This is a genomic window from Enterobacter sp. UPMP2061 (assembly GCF_053709615.1).
This window is the reverse complement of sequence record NZ_JBSKJP010000003.1, coordinates 273,707-295,889: the sequence shown is the minus strand read 5'-3', so window position 1 is coordinate 295,889 and position 22,183 is coordinate 273,707. Positions and strand designations below refer to the sequence as shown.

Below are 22,183 nucleotides of genomic sequence, written 5' to 3'. Positions count from 1 at the left end.
CTACGCCGGGGCAGGTATCTGGCTAATGGTGAGATTATAAAATGCCTTTCAGGGCCAGGTGATAGAGCAGCATGATGGTTTTTCCGTCGACAATCTGCCCATTTTCAATGCCCCGAAGCGCGTCGTCCAGCGTCATTTCCAGTACGTCGATATCTTCTCCCTCTGCTTTAACGCCGCCGCCCGCGCTGGTCCGATCCTGCGGATGATATTCCGCCAGATAGAAGTAGAGTTTCTCGGTAACCGAGCCCGGGCTCATATAGGCCTCAAAAATTTTCTCTACGCGCGTCACCTTATACCCGGTTTCTTCTTCCGCTTCGGCCTTAATCCGGCTTTCCGGGTCAAGGTTATCGAGCAACCCGGCGGCCGCCTCAATGAGATCCTCTTCGTGACCATTTATAAACACCGGGAAACGGAACTGACGCGTCAGAATGACGGTTTTGCTGTCGCGATTATAGAGCAGGATCGTCGCGCCATTCCCCCGGTCATACACTTCACGCTCTTGTCGCTGCCAGTCGCCATCGCTGCGCTGGAGGTCAAAAGTATATTTTTTCAGGTTATACCAGTTGTCGGACAACGTTTCGCTGTTGATAATGCGTATATCTGCACGTTTTGATTGCACGTTTGGCTCTCCTCTCGTAGAGTAAGCATCATAAACAGCATTATCGTGCAAATACAAGGCATATCGTGCAACAGCAGGAATAATTCATGCTCACAAGCCAGCGTAAACAGTTGATTCTGGAAAAACTGGAGGCGGAAGGTCAGGTCCAGTCTACTGCGCTCAGCCTCTTTTACTCGGTGTCTGAGGACACTATCCGCCGGGATTTACGTGAACTGGCGGCAGAAGGGCGTTTGCAGCGTGTTCACGGCGGCGCACTGCCAGCATCGTCAGCGATTGCGCCTTTTGCCGAGCGTCAGTCCGTTAAAATGGATGCAAAAAAACGCGTGGCACGGCGAGGCGCGCAGCTTATTTCACCGGGGCAGGTGGTGATCATTGATGGCGGGACGACCACCTCCGAACTTATTACGTTCTTACCACCCGATTTACGGATAACCGTGGTGACGCACAGCCCGGGTATCGCTTTGGGGCTGGTCGACCATCCATGCATAGAGGTGATCCTGATTGGTGGTCGTTTGTATAAACACTCCATCGTCACGGTCGGCGCGGCCGCTATTGAAGGCATCAATAATATTCATGCGGATCTGTTCTTCATGGGGGTCACCGGCGTCCATCCTGAGGCCGGGCTGACCACCGGAGATTACGAAGAAGCGTGCATCAAACGTGCATTTTCCGGCAGAGCGGCGGAAACGGTGGTATTGGCCTCACCGGAAAAGATCAACACGGCCTCGGCGTTTGTGATTGGCGACCTGTCGCTGGTGAATACGCTGGTTGTTGAAAACACAACGGATGAACGCTGGGTGAGCGCTCTGAAAGAAAAGGGCGTTGCGGTGATCGCAAGCCAGTAAATATCTGCTTTTTTGCCAGCCTGACCGCGTGGCTGTCAAACAGACAAAGGTTATCCTTCACGCGGATTTCTAGACTAAGGCTTTCATCTGTTTAAGGACAAGCCATGAAAGCGGTCTCCATTCTGACGTGCGGCGCGGACCCAACCGCGCAACGCCTGTCAACGTCTGCCATTCAGCAGGCCATAAATAGCGCTCAACAGAACGATGTCATTGTTATTTCGCAAGGCCGTTTTCTGACCGGAGCACTGTTCCTGAAAAGCGGTGTTTCGCTTCGCCTGGACGCTGGCGCACAGCTCGTTGGAAGCCAGGATCTGGCTGATTATCCCCTGATAAACACCCGGGTGGCGGGCATTGATATGCGCTGGCCGGCAGGCATTATTAATATCATCGATTGTGAAAACGTCAGTATTACCGGTACAGGCACAATAGACGGGCAGGGTGTTATCTGGTGGCAACGCTTCTGGGGCGATGACGAGCGCAGCGGCATGGTCGGCGATTACAGCGCCAGAGGATTGCGCTGGGTGGTTGATTACGACTGTCAGCGCCCGCGCAATATTCTGGTCTTTGAAAGCCAGAGCATTCTGCTGCGTGATTTTACCAGTCGGGAGTCCGGATTCTGGAACATGCACCTCTGTTATTCGCGCCATATCACGGTTGAGGGCGTGCAAATCAGCAATTCTGCGGGGCCGAGCACCGACGGGATTGATATCGATTCCTGTGAACAGGTGCGGGTTGAACGCTGCATTGTTTCCTGTAATGACGACAATATCTGCATAAAATCAGGACGAGGACGCGAAGCGGCGCAAAAAGCACGTACCGCAAGGGATATAGTGGTTCGCGGATGTACGCTGAATAAGGGGTCCGGGATCACGCTGGGGAGCGAAACCTCTGGCGGCATTGAACGCGTCCTGATAGAAGATAATGCGTTTAACGGTACGGGCGTCGGGTTTCGCATTAAGTCGGCCCGCAACCGGGGCGGATTTATCCGTGATATCACCGTCCAAAATTTACGGCTTATGGACGTGCGTTTTCCGGTGCTGATCCAGCTGAACTGGTTTCCGCAGTACAGCTATGGCGACCAGAGCAATTTATCTGATAAACCTGAACACTGGCGCAAGCTGGCTGATGGCGTCGAGGGCGAAGCCGGTCTTACTGCGGTCAGCGGACTGACGATTAAAAATATGTCGGCGCGTCGCTCAGACAACAAAAATTTCTCGCGGGCATTTTTCATTGAGGGATATCCGGAGCGTCCTGTGGCCGGGTTAACGCTGGAGGGTATTTTTATTGACGCGTCAGAGTTCGGGAAAATTTCAGGTGTGGATGGGTTGCACTTTAAGGATGTACAGGTGACTGCCGTGGAGAACACGCATGACTGTAACGACAGTTATGAACGTTAAGGGCATAGAATCGATGGACATAATTCGCTGAATGAGCAGAACAAGGATGGGCCCGAAACGGCTGGATTTGTTCTTAATTAATCTTAGTGCGCATAATGTATATTATGTTAAATATGGTGGGTTTGCTCTTAAGTTCATGAGTCCCTCTCTTTCAGGAACTTACCGATGAATCAGTCAGTTGCCAAAGTTTAGTTGTGGACTTACGATGACTTCATAACACAAAAATTACGGGGCATCCGCTAAGTTCATGGCATATACCATCTTACATTTATCGAGGAACAACCAGAGAACTCATCTCATAGTTGATGATGTGACTACCCTACCGGTCATGTTCGCCACAATTTATGGAATGAATGAACTGAGCAAGAAAAGCCTAGGGACTCAAGAAAACATTTTGTGTTCGCTGCGTTTCTTTTACGTCTATTACTATAAGAAGCATAAACAAACATTTGACTACGATTTCTATCGGTCTGGCTACAATATCTCCTGTTTTATCAGGGAGCTTGATGGCTTCTTTACTTATCTGCTCGGGAAGCAGCACCTGAGTGACGAGACCGACATAATCTCTAACGGGTTTTTACATTCGGCACTCTCCAGAACCAACAAGTCCACCTATGGTAACCACGTCAGAAACGTTGGCCGATTCCTTAAGTATCTCAACTATAGATATATGAATCTGGCATACCAAGATATGTCACCTACTGAAGCTCACCAGATTAACCAGGCGAACCATAGAGATCTCGCTGCCAGAATTAAGGTCTTCAATAGAGTTGAAGTATCCAGGAACGAACCAGCTCACCGATACAAAAGTATCACCAGCCAGCAAAGTATCGAACTAACGAACATGTTAATCCCCTCCACTCCTGAATTTTCAGATATCGAGACCGGCGAACTATTCACGGCCGTGGTTAATCCCCAAAACCCATTCGATTCAGGATTTCAACAATACCGTAACTACCTTATTCACCGGTTAATGTTTAACTATGGCTTACGTGTTGGTGAAGTTCAATTGTTGATGAAGGATTGCGTGGGGCCAACCCTTCCAGACTCACGAGGTAACATTCGTTTCATCCTGATTGTACAAAATCTACCAGATGATGTAGTTGACCCAAGGAAACAACAACCTTCACTCAAGACTGAGCATTCACAGCGACAAATCGAACTAACCGAAGATGACTTCATTATGTTTACCATTTATATGGAGCAATATCGGTCCCCATTATTTGAAGAGAAAAAAATTGTTGACCATGAGTTTGTTTTTATTAAAGGCTCAGGTAGGTTAACTCCATTAACTTACGATGCAATTCGAACATTTTATAAGGAAAAAATTGATCCGGCATTCATTGCCCTATTCCCTCATTATCGTACGAAAAGTAATAAAAATATTAATAATATGGTTAATATAACACCACACGTTGGGCGGCATACTTGGGCTAATATCACTCTTGAGTTTATTTACAATAGTCTCCTGAGTGAATCACTAATACTGGCGCAAGACTATGGTATTCGAGCAAGGATGAATGGAGTACTTGAACCAGCTATTGAACAACTTCGTGCTTTAGGCGGCTGGTCACTGACCAGTAAAGTTCCATTAAGATATGCCAAGCGGTTTATTGAAGTGGTGAGTAACCAGAGCAACTATAAGCGTACGAAACATTCAGATATGCATTTAGCTTCCCCAGAAACAAACATTTCGCAAAGAAAAACCTCCAACTTGCTAGAAGATAATGTTTATGACGAAGACTTCACATTCAAAGATCTATTCAACTGAGAGCGGTATCACCGGGGGTGGTTTTTTTAAAACCCATCCCCTTCACTTTACAAAAGAACAGCTTGAATGGATTGAAAATATTCAGCTCCCTAAACGATTGTTTTTAATAAGTGCAACAGAATTTGATGACCGATATTTATATCTACATGATGATTGGCGTTACAGATTCTCAGGTAATAATTTGGCTATATTATTCTCTACTGGTAAATACTTTTGTGATTTATCACCAGTTTCACTCAAGCTCTTGAAATACTTAACGATCGCGTACATTAATGAGAACTCGGCAAGTGTTGCTGATAAATTTGCTCAGTTTGTCGCAAAAACTTTCAAACAAATTGAGGTTATCACTCGCGAAAGCCTTATTGAAAAAATGCAAATGCTAGTTGCGAAGACTGAGCGAAATCACTCAGACAGCAGTCAGTTCTATTACACCCTCTATGCATTACGAAAACTTGATCGTAATGGATTCTTCGAAAGTAAGGATGACAGTGATGAGCTGGAAGATCTATTGCTGGAAGTGCCACGCCCTAGGAACAATAACTGGGCTCGCTACCAAAACCTAGACCTCGTTATACCAGAAGAAGTATGCCTAATGATAGAAAATGGCATTCAACGTTGGGCATCTAAGCTATGTCCAAAAATTGATGTTGAAGAAAATAAAAACATTCATCTGGAAACTGTAAGGAAAACCATTAAAATTGATACATTACGGGACTGCATTATTATTGGCATAGTTTATTACATTGGGGCCAGACCTGTACAGATCGGTAAACTTTCCGGAGGCGATTTTATCGTTGATACCGAGAATAAGTACGGGATGCGTTATTCAGTACTTGTGCCATATGCCAAAAAGTCAAAACTAACTATCGATCGAGTTCGAGTTGCAATTCCGGAAGAACTTGGAAAGTTAATCTTACTGTATAAGTACCTAGTTGGAATTGGTGATACCGACCCGATGTTTTCCATCATAGTATCTTCAATGAAGATGGTGGAAGCGTCATTAAAGAAAATGCTTTTCAGATTTTCACCACAAGAGATTCAGGAGGCAGTAAAAAACGATGATTATCAACTACCTGTATATACCGCAAGCCTCTTTCGTCACAACGTTGGTCACTCAATGGCAATGAGTGGTGCCAGTGCTCCTGAGATAGCTTATATATTGGGACAATCCTCTTATGTTGTTGCAGATCGATACATTGCAGCCACCCCTGAGCTGGCTGATATTCGTGAGGCAGCTTTGGGTCGCAACCCTGTGTTTAAGAACATGATGGCACTCATGTTGACTGGGAATTTAGTTCACAGCAGCGAATGGGAAGGTCGCAATGTTGCAGGGTCAATTGGTGGGCAACTTCATTACCATCTCGGTGGATGTAATTATGAAGAAGACATTTGCCCCTTTGCACAGGGTCGTGGATGTTACGGTTGCCTGTATTTCAAACCATTTATAGATGGAAACCACAAAAAAGTATTTCTTTCGCTGAATGATGAAATCCAAAATGTTCGTGATGTTGCCGATGATGCTGGCATTTTAAATCATCCACTTCTCAAGGAATTAGTGCGGCGGAAAGAGCATGTAAATCAGGTTATGGCTCGCATTGAAATGGCAAAGGCCGGAGGACTATTTAATCGATGACTACACAAATAACAATACGTAATAAACAGGCGGATAATCTTCTTATTTATATAGAGAAATATAAAGCAAAATTTGAAGAGCGTCTTGTTGCCTACAATGCTGTTGGACAACTGGAGTGGAATGCCGGTTCCTGGCGTTTTGGTGAGAAAGGTGTTGCATGGCTTAAAGAAACAAAAGATCGCGGCTTTAAGTGGGACGAAGTTTCTAGTCGTATTAAGGGGCTCTCACAAATGAATATTTCTTCGGAATTTCAGGATTTTATGCGAGCTTATCACATGCATCTGGTGTGTATCATTGGCGGATTACCATCAGGTTCTACACTAGACAAACCATTACAGGTCATGAAGCGCTGGTATTGGGAAATGGTAAATAAAACAGGTCAAACGCATCCAATGTATCTGACTTCCGATATTATTCATGCAGCGATGGAGCGGCATCATGAGAATTCTGACAGTCCTGATAATGTCAGTGACTATTGCGATATTGCAGTAAAGGCCATTGCTTTACTACGTCAATATGATCTTTTCTTAGTTAATATTGAAGTCAAAAATAAGTATCCTTATCGAAATGGTTCTAACAGCACTAAAGAAAGGAAGAAAGCGCAAGAAGCCACCCCTGATCAAACTGATGATGAAAGACTCATATCAATCCGTGCATTTATGTGTGTTATTGAGTTGATCGCTTTAGCTGAGAATAGTTATCAGCGTATCTTTTACAATATGTTGTTACTCACAATTATTTGCGGTTTCCGTTTCCAGGAAATAATGTTGCTGAAAATGACTTCTTTGGTTAAGCGAGAAATTACGGATAAAGATAAACGTCAGCACGCAATAGATCAAGACTGGCCTACTTACAGGTTGGGTATTGAGTATCTTGGTGCAAAAAAGGCTGGATGGCGGATCCATTGGCTGGCGCCAAGCACTTATTCTGTCGTTGAGATGATTTATAAATCTGTTCGAGAATTGACCTCTGGGTTCCGTAAAACGATTCAGGGCTTCAGAGATTCTAATTTCACTAATATGCTCCCAGGTAAGATCGCTGATTTTCCTGATGAATGGATTGAGCAAAATTATCTTGAAGACATCATGTTTAGTGGTTCTGGTGGCTCCAGGAATGATCTTGGAAAGAGTATTCGGAATTCCATTGCGAACTTTAGCGGACATAAACCTAAGGTAATACCCGTTCATAAACAGAAGAACAGCTGGTACTTCACTAAAGAACAGTTGAATGATTATGTCTATCAGCGTTACGCTCAAGCAAAAAACTTTGAGCCTGGGCACCAGTGCATAATTTCAGCCAAAAACAATGGTGACTGGGAACACTTCAATTATGAAGACCTGATGTTCATCATGCCGGAAGGTGCATTTGGAATTGGTAAAGATTTTGTTTCATTGCAACATATTTTTCCACTTGATGAAAACTCAATAGAAGCTTGGTTAGGCGGAACACAAAACCGAAAATCTATCTTTGATCACTTTAATCTTTTTGAAGATGATGGGTCCCGTGTCATTATCAAAAAGCATGTACCGAGACATAACATAAATACATTCTTGGCAATCGCTGGAGTGACGGATCATATTCAGGCCATCCTAATGGGGCGTGTTGATATCACCCAGAATAAACACTATCAGCATCAGGCCGAATCACAGTCCTATCAGACCGCTTCTCTAGCAATCAATATGCTGGAAAAGGCTTATGATGAGAACAATCAAGCTCTCACGAAGAGTTTCCAGCTATCACTCTTTACTACGCAGCAGAAGCCCTGCATTCCGGTCAACCTACCCTCCCCCAGAACTGAGGTTAGCCGCAGAATGGCAGCTCTATCACGGTCTTCCAAGACGGTAAAAAACACAGGTGTTGGAAACGTTAAATTAACAACCTCACTAATGATAAATCCTGAGCTCAATACCGAGCATAATCTGAAGCAGAACATGCAGACTTTTGGTGAAACAACTGCTGAGGTTGTGGACTATATAACTGGCACAATGTCCGATAAGTTTCTGCCTGAACTAAAACGTGCACATGACAAGTTAGTACAACAAAATTTGGCTGATAAGGCGAAATCACTGCTTCAACGCCATGCAAAACTGCATCCTCTTGGATTTGGAGCCTGTACGAGAGATGTAGCTCGCTGGGGTTGTCCTCATGCGCTTAAGTGTCAGTCTGGTCTACCTTGTGGCTACTTCACTCTTACAGGTCGTCTTGGCGAAGCGGAAGAAGCATCACGACGTTTATCAAACAAGCGAAAAGAAATCATTCAACTCCGTAAGTTGACTATAGTGAATCCAGGCTTCATGCTGGCTTTAAAAGAACAGGAAGAAGCTCTCATCGTGCTCGAGGCTCTTGAAGCTGATGCTATAAAGGTTCAAGGCGAGAAAAAACTGGTTTCCCTGTTTTCTGATGATCTGAACAACCCATTATATAAAGTTATTGAGCGAATTAATAAACAAATGCTAATTGGCAAAACCCCAACAACCCTAGCTGATCTTTTCTTTATTGAACAGAAACGTATAGAGAGAAATAATAATGGCTAAGACCCCACGCAGTCGCAATGCAGACGATAAAGTCATTCAGGGTAAGGAACTTGATGCTTACATCAAAGCCGAGCTACAAGCCATGGTGCAAGAGGGACTGGAAAAATCCCCAATTCAGCCATCCACGTTACATGCCCGTCTTAAAGCCAAAGGAATAGTTAAAGGTGGCATTAGTACCCTCACCTCTCGAAAAATTATCATCAATAATTACAGGCTTCGCCAGCATAACAACTATGAAGATGGTAAACGAGAGTTGACAACAGATGAAAAGGCTAAATTGGCTATGGGGCGAACCGGCGCTGCTTATATAAGTAAGGCAAATCGTCTTGATGCTGAAATTATAGCATTGAAAGCTAAATATGAACGAAATGTACTGGCGCTCGCCGACATCATTGAGTATATCGACAACGCAACTCCTATCAAAGTTGAGGACATGCTTGCAGACGATCTCATTCGAGAACTTGCTGAGCGCAAAAGAAATTCAAGAATGAGCTAATGAGTAAACGCCCTAATCTATTCGTAAAATTAGCGCGCTAATTATCAATACTCCCTCTTCTATGTCCTTTATGTCGAAGGGAGTCTTCCATTCTAATGGCGATTTGGCTCTTTACACCAGTTTAATGCTGCACTTTATTACCTTCTAAAAGATCAATAGCCTTTTGTAGAACATCAGTTGTTACCACCATGTTTTACACCTGAAGACGTTTTGAGTGCTTCGATAAGATTACTTCGCTCTTCCTCTGTCATCCGGGATATGAGTAATGCAAGTTCTGCTGTGGTCTGATCATCACAAAAAAAGTAGTTTAACGGCACGTTTAACTCTGACGCCATCCGTCGAAGCGTATCAATATCGGGGACATGCCGCCCTTTCTCATAATGATTCATACGACTGCTAGCCGAAGCGGGATCAAACCCAACAAGGAGGCCCAGTGAGCGCTGTGATAAACCCGCCCTGCATCTCGCTTCCTTAAGTCGTTCTGGTATCGGATTTTTTTCAGACACTGATTCATCTTCATTGGTCTCGAATGCTTAGATTGTCTAAGTATCTGCCATTGTTGTATACTTAGCAATCCTAAGTTAACTGCATTGTTTTAGCCATATGAATAGTCGAGTATCCAACCCTGAGTCGTACATATTTTCTGCAATAATCTACATTTGCAAGGATAACTTCACCAGTAATGATGTAGCAAAAATTCTTGTCGAGCGATTCTCACTCCCGAAAACTTATCGAAAGGCAAAAGCTTTTTCTTATAACCAAATTCAATATCTAGTTAAAAAAGGATTATTAAATAAAGTAAGAAAATCAGGCGTGTATCAATATTTATACTCAATCACATCAGAATTCAATATAGCAAAAGAAAATGTGCAATTAATTGAGGTAAGCCAAAAAATCTCACTTCAATTTTCAAGTGCTACCAGCCATGAACACAGTGATGTAAACATTCAAATAAGATATCTCATTGAAAAATACAGCAGTGAATTGGAAAAAGTTTCAGGAGCAAAAGAAATTTATGAAGAATTGATAATTGCCGTGCCGAGCAGGGAAAATGAATTCAGGAAACTTTCTCTTGAGCAAGATAAAAGACATATTAAGATAAATGAAAAAATAAACACACTAATTGGGATTGTTAATAAAAATATCGCAATAAGGCAATGAGTTTTAAAAAGGATTTGAAGTTTAATACAGTCATGAAAAAGAGAGGGCAAAGCCTACCCTGCCCTCTCCCTTCATGCACTGATAAGCCTCACTAATATGAGTGTTAGCAGCGCGTACCACTATATGCTAGTCCTGAAAAATATAATCTTAGTCAGTCCCAGATGCAACCTTTAACACTTTAATGCAACAAATTAAACAACGAGTTCATCCTTACACCTTAAAAGCTGTAAAGTAAAAAAACACCCTGAAGTCTGTTATTTTTACGCAAAGTGAACTTATTTTAAATAATCGACATGGTCACCTACTTATGGATAATGTTTTCCCGGTCAGACTTCTTAGCCAGTTACGGCCACTTTTAATTGGCTTTCGTAAATCAAAAGGATTAACTCAAAGAGAACTATCCGCCAGGTTGGGTGTCACTCAGCAGACTTATGCTCGACTTGAGGCAAACCCTTCAAAAGCAAGTTTTCAGCGTCTATACAACGTGTTAAATATTTTAGGAGTGGAGATTTCGCTTAGTTCTGGACCTATTTCAACTTATACAAAGGCTTCAAATTTGGTTGAAAAGGAGTTTGATTCACCGGCAAGGCGTGAAGAATGGTGATAGAAGCCAGGCTATTTGATAGGACTGTACGTCAGGCACTGGCCCTAAGGAAGGTGCGATTTGCGAGCAAGGGCGCTTTGCATCGGAGTTAGCGGGCCGCCAATATGGGAGTTAGCGAGCACACAACCAGCCGCGAAGCTCCCCGCGTCATAGCGACATAGAGGTGTTGTGCATCCATCTCTTCCGGGGATGTGATGACTGCCACCTCCCCTTCAAGTCCCTTTAGCAACAATGTGCTGCCGATTACACGCCGGGGCAACGGTCGACTCTCGTGGCGATTGCGTTCGCGCTCGTTTATCGTGGCGTCTGCAAAAGTGCAGCCTCCGGCAGCAGCCGACTGAAGGGCGCGCAAACAACAGCGCAAAACCTCTGGCCGATAGACTCGCGCATTGTCCTGACGAGTCAGAAGGCGCAGCGCCTCTGCGGCCAGCGTAAAACCTGGTCTCTCTGCAAATGCCACTAACGCTGCTTCTGCGACCGTCGGCGGATTGCGGGCTCTTCCTCTTCGTAGCGTTTCCAGCCGGGGCAGCAATGCTGCGGGGCCAACCTGGGTCATGACGCCTGCGGCAAACTTTACCAGGCGCGTCAACGCATCCGCAGCCTCCAGGTTAAACCCTGCACCAAAGTCGGTAAGGTCAACCAAATCGACAGCTTCGACGGTCGTCGCACCCGGGGTCTGGCTGGCCATCTGCTGGCGCCCGCGAGTGTCGTAGCTGTTTCCAATCACCAGTACCTGCCCGGTAGCGGTAACCGCTCGGGTCTGGGCGGCAGTAAGACGCTGCTGAACAGCAGTTTCTGCCTGTAACAGGGGCTTGCTTTAGGGCTAATGAAGTTGCTGATTTTGATGCCTTAACGGCAGGAGAGTGCATTGATGGATTATCATTCTCACATACCTTTACCGTCTTACCCTTTTTCAGATCGGGCAGAGCGGGAATTGCAGGCGCAGTACCTTTCGCAAGTGCCTTACAGTAACCGGCAAGCGGCCTGGGTATCCGCATTTCGCTGCATCGTTTTGCCAGTAACTCAGTACTGATGTCATACAACACAGCTATACATTCCGCGGGCTCGCACCAGACCAAGTGGTACAGCGTTTCCCGATCCTGGGGCAAAGTCTGCGCGGCATCGTGTGGATTCATCTCTGACATTGCGTCTCCCCTCCTATGGGTACATTATCAGGAATCTTTGCCTGTTGGTGATTGAAAGAAATATGAGCTGCTTCCCATTGATTGGCGCGACTGAAACTGAGCGGGAAGAGATTGACGCCATTTTGCAAGATACGTGGGAAAGCGCTGAGGATGGATTCTTTCAATAGGCCGATTTCGAATCGGGAAAATCTTGACGTGATCAGAACTGATTGATAGGGAGAAACGCCGTGGGGCTATATGAGAAGTGGTGTGAATCCATTAAAGAAAATGATGAACGCAAGTATTACTGGACGTATGTCGAGAAGGACGGCGGCCGCGATGATATCCGCGAGGACCTTGCTGAGACCATTCGCTCGCACTACGAACGACTTGAACGCATCGCCGATGACGTAGGGCGACTAGGATACAAGGTTGCTGCCAAGATCCTCCGCGAGGCAATGCCTAATACCCCGAAGGGCCGCTCTGGCGACCTCGGCGAAATCCTTGCGACTGAACTAGTTGAGGAAGAAATCGGTCTGCGGGTACCCGTGCGCCGGCTCCGTTACAAGGACGGCCGTAACATGGCCATGCGCGGCGATGACATCATCGGCGCGGGCTACCAAGGCAATAAGCTCTGGCTGCTAAAAGGTGAAGCTAAAAGTAACCAGAAGCTTGGCAAAACCACGGTCACCGCCGCCCGCAAGGTCCTCGACCGCGACAATGGCCGCTGCACGCCTGACTCGCTGCTGTTCGTCGCCAATCGCCTGCTGGAGAGCAACGACGCTGGCGATAACGCACTGGGTCGCGACCTTCGTGACGAAGTGGGTCTTAAGTCTATGCCAGCCGATCGCATCGACCACATGCTCTTCACCGTGTCGGGTAACGGCCCTCACGCTTCCCTGAAAGAGAACCTTGAAGCCGCTGGAGTCAACAGGGACCATTACGTCGTGAACATTCACGTCGAAGACCATCAGGATTTCATTGCGGCAATGTACCTAGAGGCGGAAGATCTTGGAGACGACTGAAGAATTAAGCACCTTCCTGACGGCCGCTACAGTTGACGGTATTCTCGGGCGCCTCCTCTATCGCGGTGCAGCTTGGTCGTTGATGCGCAAGAATGGCGTATTGCCGCAAAACGCTCCGCCGCTTGGCGCAACCATCGAAACAGATCTTGCCGAGCACGGTTTTGCCCTGCTTCGAGGCGCAATGGCACTGCGGGCTCAGGCTGGTGCTTCGGAACTCACTGGCAAGGCCTTTGAGCGCGCAGCCAACGCCTTCGAAGCCCTCGTGCGTAATGGTGATCCAGAGTCGCCTGATCGCGGATTCCGCCGCACCATTGCTGCTGCAGCCTACCATCTAGCCGGCTTCTCGGCCGTCGCCTTTTCAATCTTCAACGAGATAGAGGAAGACCTTAACGTCTCACCCGGGGAAATAGCGATCCGACACCTGATACTGCGCGATCTCGATCAACTTCGCGGCTTCGTTCGCGACTGGTTGAATTATGGGGCTCACGGCGATGAGCAGATCGCGGCGGCCCTGCAGGGCGGAGATGCTGACGTCGACGAAGTACTGTCGACAATTCTCAATACGACGATCTGCCGTGCCCTGGCATTTTTCGACTTCGCGCTTGAGACGGGCGAGGTTGAGTCGTTCGAAGCCGCGCGAGGGCTCCTTACCACCGCTGTCGGGCTTGCCGACAACGCTGAGAACGTCCCGCTGTGGTGGATCTCGAACCTCTGCCGTCACCTGATCGACGACTTGTGGCAACACTCACTACACCAGAATTTGCCGACTGAGCCACCCGAGGGTGCGGAGGAAAGATATCCCGACCTGCGGCGGTTGTTTATATCTTCCCTTTACGCCCGCAAGACCTCAGAAGTGGAGCTATGGCCATCGCAGCGCGAAGCCGCCCAGCGCTCCACAGACGTCACGGACGATCTGGTCGTCGCCCTGCCGACCAGCGCGGGCAAAACACGGGTGGCAGAGATTGCCGCGTTAATGACCCTATCCTCCGCACGCCGGGTGCTAATCGTCACACCGCTGCGCGCTCTTTCGGCCCAGACCGAACGAACTTTCAGGAAGACCTTCGCGCCCCTAGGGTTTGGTGTCTCTTCTCTCTACGGCGCCAGCGGCCTTTCGGCCGGTGATGAAGACGCCCTCCGCACACGGGAGATCATCATTGCGACGCCCGAAAAACTCGACTTCGCGCTGAGAAGCGACCAGACGTTGATTGACGATGTCGGCCTGATCGTCCTCGACGAAGGCCACATGATCGGTCCTAGTGAGCGCGAAATCCGCTATGAGACGCTCGTGCAGCGTCTACTTCGGCGCACGGATGCGGCAGAGCGCCGAATAGTTTGCCTTTCCGCGATCCTGCCAAGCGGCGACGAACTCGACGACCTTACCGCATGGATTCGTTCCGACGAACCCGGGGAGCCTGTGCGTTCCGACTGGCGCCCAACGCGCCAGAGATTCGGCGCGCTTACCTGGCGAGGTAAGGACGCGTTGCTACGGCTCGATCTAGACGACGATGGCCCCTTCCTTGACAAATTCGTCGCGGAAAAACCAGCGCTCGGGAAGGAGAAGAAGCCCTATCCACGCAAGAACTCGCACCTCGCTCTGTTCGCGGCATGGGAGTTCGCGAGCCAGGGCAAGCGCACCTTGATCTTCTCTACCCAAGCAAACTGGGTCGAGAGCTACGGCAAACAAGTCGTGGACCTCTGCAAGCGCGGCTATCTGGACTCGTTGCTGGAAGACGAGACTCCAATCGCCCGCGCCCTAGAAGTCGGCAAGGAATGGTTGGGCGAGGATCACCCAGCCGTGGCCAGCCTGAAGGTGGGCGTTGCCATTCATCACGGCCGACTGCCGAGCCCGTTCCTACGCGAACTGGAACTGCTTCTATCCGAAGGAGCGCTAAAGGTCATTGTCGCTTCGCCGACGCTCTCGCAGGGCCTCAATCTCAACGCTGCCGTGCTGCTTGTGCCCGCGCTATATCGCGCCTCAGAGAAGATCAAAGGAGAGGAGTTCGCGAACGTGGCCGGCCGCGCCGGACGTGCATTCGTCGATGTCGAGGGGCTGATCGTCCATGTCATGTTCGACAAAATCAAATGGCGAAAGAAAGAATGGAGGGAACTGGTCGCCTCTGCCAAGGCCAGGACGCTTAAAAGCGGCCTTATTCAGATCGTTGCCGAAATCCTTGAGCGTCTATCACGCGAGGGCGTCTTGGATATAGATGACGCCTGGGAATATCTCGCCAACGCCCGCGAGGCTTGGAGGTCACCTGAAGAAGAAGCAGTGGTAGCAGAACGACTGGCAGCCGCAGTGGAATACGACGCTTCCACCGACGATGAAGACGAGACGGATGACGAGGAGGAAACCATCGACGAGGAGCCCCTGTCTCAGCTCGTCGAACGCCTCGACGCCACCGTATTCGGTTTGATCGAAGCCCTAGACGCTGATCGCGCCGATCTACCTAAACTTCTAGACGAGGCGCTCAGGGGGTCACTCTGGGCTCGCCAAATTGCTCGGGAGGACGAGGATGTCGCTTCCCTGCACCGGAAGGTATTCGAAGCACGCGCTGCTCTCATCTGGAAAGCTACCACCCCCCCTACGCGACGCGGGCATTTCGCGATGGGAGTAGGGCTCGAAGCTGGCCTCCTCATCGACGCTATGGCGGACGAGTTGGCCGAACTCATCGACAGGGCAGACAGTGCAGCGTTGAGCGGCGACATCAACGAACTCGCCGATGCTCTCGGCGGACTCGGCGAACGCCTGCTGTTCATGCGGCCTTTCATCCCTGACAAGGCGAACGCGCTGCCGCCGAACTGGAAAGCTATCCTACGTAGTTGGGTGTCCGGGGAAGAAGTCTCCAAGATCGGCCCGCAGAACATGCGGGCGGTCGAAGATGCCTTCACCTATCGGCTAGTCTGGGCGCTAGAAGCCGTCCGCACCCGGCGCATGTCCTTCGGCTGGTCGCCGGATACGGTGGCGGGCGCCGCTGCGGCTGCGGTCGAAACCGGTGTCCCACAGTTCATGATGGCGATGCTGATCCGCGCAGGCCTGCCGTCACGGCGCGCGGCAATGGCGGCCATCGAAGATGCTGAACCAATCTTCGTCACGCCCGCAGAAATGCGGGCCTGGCTTGAATCCGACGAGATTACGGCCAAAACCGACGCAGGCGACTGGCCAACACCCGACACCTCCGCGTTATGGGCCCGCTTCCGAACCGAAGCTCTCAGCGGAGGCATCCAGAAATGGTCCGTCGAACGCTATAAGCGCCTACTCGATACCGAGTCCTCCCCGCCCGCTGGCCTCTATCGAATCCTCACCGACGAAGGGGACGCGCGGACTTGGCTGACAACCCCCGACTACCAGCGGATCGCCGTCTTCAAGAAGCCAGCGGTTGATCCCAAGCCCAGTCTATTCTCGGGACAGTTGCCGGGCAAAACCCGGCTCGTGGATGCTCTACGCGTCGGCCGCGGAAAGTTGCGTTGGCCGACTGCCGACGTCTAAAAGGGAACGGTCAAGATGCTGTATGCCTGGATCGACGAACAGAAGCGCGCACCTGTCGCGAAGGGAGAGTGAATCAACTGCCATGACTGTGGCGACATGCTAACCGCCGTTATGCTTGTCGAGAATGCGCCCCATGGGTGGCATAAGGCGGACGACTGTAATCCCTGGAGTTAGCCGGAAGTTTCTTGGCACCTCGTTTGGAAAGAGCACTTCGATATCTCCTTCCGCGAAATCGCGCAACGCGATTTCGCGGAAGAAGAGCTTCACTGAGTTGACATCCTAGTCCGTAGCAGGACTTATTCCATCAATGGGCTCATTGCAGTACCAGATATCAGTACCTAACTTCTGTTGCCAGGCCCAGACGTTCCGAACCGACGGCGATACTCTTCTGCCCCAAGAGCCATCACCTCAACGTCATGCTCGTTCACCTCGATAGCGTTCTTTACACTAAGCTCCCGCTTTAGGATTGCTAGCTCTGGAATAAACTTCGGCTCAGCCCGTCCATTAAATATCGCAGGAAGAAGCAAATACGCGCGTGACTGCCTGTAAATATTAAGAAAGCGGATCAGGTTGACATCGGTTTCTGCATGCATGGTTTGCATACGTGATGCCATCATGAAGGTCTTGCCTGACGTTTCGCCCTCATCATTAGAAAGCCTAGAAGTGATAAGAACACGATAATGCGCCGGTTCGTCAACGGATATTCCACGCAGAATCGCCAGGTAAATTTCGTCCTGCTTATCGACCGTTCCTAGACGTTGACGCCAACGTGAAAAAATCTTCCTCGCGGCATCCTCGTGCTTAAACATGAGCGCAATCGCTGGAGGATACGAGGGCCCCCAATGAGTAAAAGCAGTTCCATTCCAACCAGCTTGATCCCAAAGATGAACATCTATAACTGAGCGAACACCCAGATCGCGATGATCACTTGTTAGGGGCGGGGAACTTCGTTTTCCTACCGTCGAGCATCTTTCCTGATCCTCAACCGTGTTTAATAAGCGGCGGATGATTACGGGACGAGACGACTCAAGAGTGAACTCCGATATCGCCATCTGCGTCCAATCACTGAGCTTCGATAGCCCTTCTTTGAATACGCGTTGCCGACTATTGCCGACAATTACGACCATGCTAATGCGATCAAGCACCGCCTCACTGCTGAAGAGATGTTCGATCGTTTTTCGCATATCCTCCACGTAGCAAGTGGCAGCAAAAATCTCAGCAGCCAATCCAATCAGCATTTTCTGGATGTCGGCCTGCCGGGCAAATGTAGCTGGTTTGAACCCAGTCGGCCAGCGAACTATCGCCGTCATTTCATCAGTATTGATCGTGTAGTCAGGTGCCAGCACTTCAGAACTATCTTGAAGTGATATAGTGAAGTTCTCTGTATGCGCTACGGCGCCGCTTTCGATTGCGGTTGCAAAAAATGCTTCAACGGATCCTATTACTGCTTCTGCGGCAAGAACTAAGGCATCGGAGCACGGGTGAAAGACTGCCACACGAATGCCCTGAACTCTTGAGACAAGGCACTGCGAGTCTGCCTCGTTAAAGATGACAGGACCATGCTGGTTGCTAGATACCGGTTGGCTAGCAAGCAAAGTAAATAACTCGGCCACCTTCTCTGGCGTCTCTTCTTGCGGTATTGATCCCTCCCGACGAAGTTCGGCTTCATGGCCGAGCGCGTAAATCAGCGAGTTTCGACTCTGTTGCAGACCGAGTCCACCAAGAACGTCAGGTAATCGCACAACGTGTTGAAGTTCTTCCGCTGTGAAATTTAGGATTTGGCTCGCCAGAATAAGATCTAACTCCGTAAGTCGCTTCGCGATACGATCTTTTGATGAGTCGTCGAGCGGAAGCATCGCCGTACAACCTCGAACTAACCGAACAGCTTCGAGAGCGTCTGGAAGATGCCGAAGTTCGACAGCAATCCAAGCGAGGGCCATAACCATGGGTACGATCGAAGCCGAAAGGTCACTGTCCTCCTCGGCTTCGATGAACATCGAAGCCATTGCAAAAATGCATGTAGCCCGCGCAGCCCAGAGCAATCCGGCACTACGATAAGCAAACGTGAGCAGTTGCAGTGCTTCGATCAGAGAATCGGCATATTCTTTTTTAGTGAGTTGACGCGCGGCTTTGCCCAACAAACGAATGATTTCGAAGTTATCTTCGAAATCGAGTTGTTGCGCTCGCTTGAGAAGCACTAACGCCCCCTGAGCCTCACCGGTACGCTCAGAAACAAACGCTGCTACCTCGTCAACCAGTTGGACATAACTACTGTCCTTACCGGCGACGAGCCCGAACACCTCAATCATTTTAGTCAAACGCTCAGCAGAAAACTCACCGAGACCTCTCGCACGCTTGACGACATCCGAGAACTGCGGCCATAGCGAACTCAGTTTTTCAGTATCTTGTTTAAGTATCGCCTGATTGACTTCTATGACGAGTAACGACGACAGGGCCTCCAAGGCATTATTTGGACGTTCTTTATTCTCAGCAATTACCTTTAACCTCTCGGTCAATCTAGATGCTCGCTCTTCAAGCCTAGCCTCTTCGACCGTCAAATGCTGATGAATGACCGAGTTGAATAGCAATTGTACTAGATTACAAAGAAACTCAAGGTTTATGGCGTGATCCGTGTCGCTCACCAGATTCGCAAACTCGTCATACCTTCCGTTCAAATACGCGATGTCATCGAACCACCAAAAGGCGGTCCAGATGGACTCGTAGTGCGCTTCCAACTTCTGGCGATAAGTTCCATCTTGTTCAGCGAGTCGAATTGCACGAGCAAACCGACCATCTGTCTCGATTCGTGGGAGCTCTAGATTACGCGACAACTTAGCTGCCACCAGAGATTCCGTAACTCGTTGCATTTTCATCCCAGAAAATGCCTCCGGATTGCCGAGCGTTTTCTCGATGTCTTCAAGTTGCTGTGAGCGGGAGTAATCTGTGGGCCCCATACGCCTTGAGCCTGCAACCTCCTGCCCTACACCAAGGTAATTAAAGGCTAGGTCCTTACGATCATTACTGACGACCTGATCAACAATCCAACTCCGGTCAAGAATAGTGATGGTCACACCGTACTGTTTCGAAAGTTCATCCTCGACGCGGGCGCGATCCTTCGCCCGAGCGAACTGCGCTGTTACACAATAAACTTTCTGATAGCCACGCGGCGTAGCCACAATGCCTGCAACGTCATTGCGAACTTTCTCCGCCCACTTTCTCTTAGCACTGAAAGCGAATGCCCAACGCTCCTGTGCAGCATTTGCGTCCCCCATATACGTGAGAGTAGCAATCTCGTCGGCAATCGGAATAGTTTCTGAATCAGCTTTGCTGTCCCCTCCTCCCTCCGGACCGGTAGCAGGCTTCAAGTTTGGGCAGATCGTGCGTTCGCACAACTTGCGACAAAATATCTCGAAATCATGGGTCTGGTTACGCGATGTAATACTATCGAGGTGGTACTCAAGTGCCGAGGCATCGAGTTGATATGCTGTGCGATCGCTGGTATCCGAGTAAAATTCAGGACGCAGTTCACGCATGAATTTTGATGGCGATACCCCTTTTACTTGTTCTCTTTCAGCCATTCATTGCCTCTTAAATACGAGTTCCGCCATCGTATACATGCGAAGAAAATGTTCGAATGTCACCATGCACTTCTGCGCCAAGCCTAGACCTCCAGCGCCCCTAAACTAATGTTTCCAGCTCGCTGTAAGCCAAGCGCGACAAGCACCGTCCTGCCTTCGCTAGGTTCACCTGCAAGGCTATGCTACCTGTTCTCTGGATTTTACCCCGATTCATGGTATTCCCTGAATTTAAGTAGAGAAGGCTGAGGCCTGATACGTCTCTAATAAAGCAGCCTCGGCTCCAGTGAGGCCCAGTTTCGACCAATAGCAGCGAAGTGCGAAGGATCACCTGCTGCCCAGAATATGGAAAAAACGTCGACCAAAAGATTGAAGTTTACGCTTCCGCGTCGACTTTGAAAATTATCGCAGAGCTTCAATCTAAGAATTTGATTAGAAAAAGTTGATATGTCACAGAAACGCAGGTAAAAAACTTATCTCGGCTGAGACAATCAAATAATTTTGTAGGAGTAAGGGCAATATGGGGACTCCAGAAAACTACCACCTTAAGGGCTATGTAGACCACTCACTACCAGGTCAAATCGAGACGTTACATAAGGCGACGTTTTCTAGCAAAGAGGAAGTACTTACATCCAGCACGCTCTCACCTGAAGATGTTTTCATTTTAGTCGAAAGACTCCACTGGGCTTCAATTAGTGGCAATATAACTCATCATCTTGAAGAAGGTGCATCTAAAGTAATACTAAAATATCCATTTTCGCAATTCTGGGAAATAATCACTGACTCATTCGCTATCGCCCAGTACTCTAATGAGTACGGAATTGCGTTCCAACATGATTTAAAATCAAAGCTAAAGCTGGAGAGCCTTAACTTTCCCCACTTCATTCGAATTATACTTTCAGCACATTCGATCGGCGAGGAATTTGATAGCATAAGTATTCCCCCTCACAATGCTGATATTGGGCATTTCGAGTGTCGAGCGGATATAATTTCTCATGCAGCTTATATAGAGGGTATGCTTTACAAGATAATAACTGACAGCAAAAAAACCACATATAATCTTGCTGATAAAATGACATATAATAGAAAAATAGATTTTTGCGAAAAGGAGAAACTACTAAGCAATGAGCTTCTTTCAATTGTCAAATTGCTGAAAGATTTGAGAAATCAAGCTGCGCATCAGTTTTCGTTTGAGAAATGCGGCCCAACAGGAAACTATCTTAAAATTAACCCCGTCAGCGATAAGTTATTAGAGGAGATAAAGAGTTTTGTATGCGCCTGCGAAAAGCGGTACTCTTTGAAGGAAGGGAGGATAAATCGCTTTGACAATGTTTTTCGAATGCTTGCAGGAGAGTTAAATGCCAAGGCCAATTTGGCCCAAATGATAACCTTAGGAAAACAATACCCAGCCGAGCTATCGAGTTACTTCTACGGATAACAGAATTTTATAAAACTTCAACTTCTAGAATGAGGGTTCGGTCTTTGTATCTGCTATGCATTAACCTCCTCCTTCTTGACTTTATTAATAAGATTGATGAGCTGAGAACCGAAGTTGCCTATAAGCTCTTCAATGATATCAATGGCGTTCTGATCGACAGAATAAACAGCAAATCGGTTGTTGAGTTAATGTAAATATCTACCCATCAGTATATTGAGGAAATAACAGCAGAAAAAATTTCTGTTGTTAAAATTGGCGTAAGCTCTATGAGAATGCATATCGATGGGAGTATTGGAGCGCTCAATGTACGGATCAGCATCCGATCGGCGTAAAGGTGATGGAGCTGAAATTCCAGCTTCGTTTCCCGTGTACAGTGAAATGGAAGTTCTATTTAAACAACCATTGGGTAGTTCCATTAACCTTAATAAGTTTAGCGTAGATATTACGACTTGGTACGAGTAAACCTGGCCTGCA

The 22,183-nt window shown here is 48.2% G+C and carries 16 protein-coding genes and 1 pseudogene; 12 read left to right on the top strand and 5 right to left on the bottom strand.

The features are described from left to right. Window positions 1-34: 34 nt before the first annotated feature. Window positions 35-619: an NUDIX domain-containing protein gene (locus ACWKXX_RS10155; RefSeq protein WP_017382349.1), complete on the bottom strand. Its 585-nt coding sequence runs from the start codon at window positions 617-619 to the stop codon at window positions 35-37. 86 nt (window positions 620-705) lie between these two features. On the opposite strand from ACWKXX_RS10155, the gene ACWKXX_RS10150 reads away from it, so the two are divergent. From ACWKXX_RS10150 to ACWKXX_RS10125, 6 genes are all read left to right on the top strand, one after another. After that, window positions 706-1,464, top strand: a complete 759-nt coding sequence (locus ACWKXX_RS10150; protein ID WP_261666234.1) for a DeoR/GlpR family DNA-binding transcription regulator — start codon at window positions 706-708, stop codon at window positions 1,462-1,464. A 104-nt stretch (window positions 1,465-1,568) separates the two neighbouring features. After that, the gene (locus ACWKXX_RS10145; protein WP_261666233.1) at window positions 1,569-2,861 is read left to right on the top strand and encodes a glycoside hydrolase family 28 protein; all 1,293 of its coding nucleotides are present in this window, start codon (window positions 1,569-1,571) and stop codon (window positions 2,859-2,861) included. Window positions 2,862-3,108: 247 nt separating this feature from the next. Then, the gene (locus ACWKXX_RS10140; RefSeq protein ID WP_000331940.1) at window positions 3,109-4,632 is read left to right on the top strand and encodes a site-specific integrase; all 1,524 of its coding nucleotides are present in this window, start codon (window positions 3,109-3,111) and stop codon (window positions 4,630-4,632) included. Next, window positions 4,595-6,265 carry a hypothetical protein gene (locus tag ACWKXX_RS10135; RefSeq protein ID WP_058671349.1) on the top strand — a complete coding sequence of 557 codons (1,671 nt, stop codon included), beginning with the start codon at window positions 4,595-4,597 and terminating at the stop codon, window positions 6,263-6,265. The genes ACWKXX_RS10140 and ACWKXX_RS10135 overlap by 38 nt, the downstream gene beginning before the upstream one ends. Beyond that, complete coding sequence (locus ACWKXX_RS10130) at window positions 6,262-8,799, top strand: hypothetical protein (RefSeq protein WP_058671350.1); 2,538 nt, start codon at window positions 6,262-6,264, stop codon at window positions 8,797-8,799. The genes ACWKXX_RS10135 and ACWKXX_RS10130 overlap by 4 nt, the downstream gene beginning before the upstream one ends. Next, a complete protein-coding gene (locus tag ACWKXX_RS10125) occupies window positions 8,792-9,295 on the top strand; it encodes a hypothetical protein (protein ID WP_001140767.1) in 504 nt (167 codons plus the stop codon). Before ACWKXX_RS10130 ends, ACWKXX_RS10125 begins: the two co-directional genes overlap by 8 nt. A 173-nt stretch (window positions 9,296-9,468) precedes the next feature. Here ACWKXX_RS10125 and ACWKXX_RS10120 read toward each other — a convergent pair whose 3' ends face one another. Further along, window positions 9,469-9,801, bottom strand: coding sequence for a helix-turn-helix domain-containing protein (locus ACWKXX_RS10120; protein WP_071598204.1), 333 nt, complete (start codon window positions 9,799-9,801; stop codon window positions 9,469-9,471). Between the two features lie 97 nt (window positions 9,802-9,898). Between ACWKXX_RS10120 and ACWKXX_RS10115 the strand changes: the two genes are divergently transcribed. Continuing rightward, window positions 9,899-10,456 carry a hypothetical protein gene (locus tag ACWKXX_RS10115; protein ID WP_050010340.1) on the top strand — a complete coding sequence of 186 codons (558 nt, stop codon included), beginning with the start codon at window positions 9,899-9,901 and terminating at the stop codon, window positions 10,454-10,456. A gap of 307 nt (window positions 10,457-10,763) precedes the next feature. Continuing rightward, window positions 10,764-11,060 (top strand): helix-turn-helix domain-containing protein, encoded by a 297-nt coding sequence (locus tag ACWKXX_RS10110; RefSeq protein ID WP_032149706.1) that lies wholly within the window; start codon window positions 10,764-10,766, stop codon window positions 11,058-11,060. An 88-nt stretch (window positions 11,061-11,148) separates the two neighbouring features. Here the strand turns inward: ACWKXX_RS10110 and ACWKXX_RS10105 are convergent, their stop codons facing one another. Beyond that, on the bottom strand, window positions 11,149-11,748 hold the full coding sequence (locus tag ACWKXX_RS10105; protein WP_016237034.1) for a hypothetical protein: 600 nt from the start codon (window positions 11,746-11,748) through the stop codon (window positions 11,149-11,151). A 204-nt stretch (window positions 11,749-11,952) separates the two neighbouring features. Continuing rightward, window positions 11,953-12,205, bottom strand: a pseudogene (locus ACWKXX_RS10100) (hypothetical protein); the annotation flags it as partial. A gap of 227 nt (window positions 12,206-12,432) precedes the next feature. Here ACWKXX_RS10100 and ACWKXX_RS10095 point away from each other — a divergent pair. Both ACWKXX_RS10095 and ACWKXX_RS10090 read left to right on the top strand, forming a co-directional pair. Next, a complete protein-coding gene (locus ACWKXX_RS10095; RefSeq protein ID WP_016237032.1) occupies window positions 12,433-13,209 on the top strand; it encodes a HamA C-terminal domain-containing protein in 777 nt (258 codons plus the stop codon). Continuing rightward, window positions 13,196-16,696 carry a DEAD/DEAH box helicase gene (locus ACWKXX_RS10090; protein ID WP_044864441.1) on the top strand — a complete coding sequence of 1,167 codons (3,501 nt, stop codon included), beginning with the start codon at window positions 13,196-13,198 and terminating at the stop codon, window positions 16,694-16,696. Before ACWKXX_RS10095 ends, ACWKXX_RS10090 begins: the two co-directional genes overlap by 14 nt. A 338-nt stretch (window positions 16,697-17,034) precedes the next feature. Here the strand turns inward: ACWKXX_RS10090 and ACWKXX_RS10085 are convergent, their stop codons facing one another. After that, window positions 17,035-20,274 (bottom strand): tetratricopeptide repeat protein, encoded by a 3,240-nt coding sequence (locus tag ACWKXX_RS10085; protein WP_225402501.1) that lies wholly within the window; start codon window positions 20,272-20,274, stop codon window positions 17,035-17,037. Between the two features lie 517 nt (window positions 20,275-20,791). Here ACWKXX_RS10085 and ACWKXX_RS10080 point away from each other — a divergent pair. Both ACWKXX_RS10080 and ACWKXX_RS10075 read left to right on the top strand, forming a co-directional pair. Beyond that, window positions 20,792-21,709 (top strand): hypothetical protein, encoded by a 918-nt coding sequence (locus ACWKXX_RS10080; protein WP_040017491.1) that lies wholly within the window; start codon window positions 20,792-20,794, stop codon window positions 21,707-21,709. Window positions 21,710-21,991: 282 nt separating this feature from the next. Next, window positions 21,992-22,171, top strand: coding sequence for a pPIWI-associating nuclease domain-containing protein (locus tag ACWKXX_RS10075; RefSeq protein ID WP_157903522.1), 180 nt, complete (start codon window positions 21,992-21,994; stop codon window positions 22,169-22,171). Window positions 22,172-22,183: the final 12 nt, after the last annotated feature.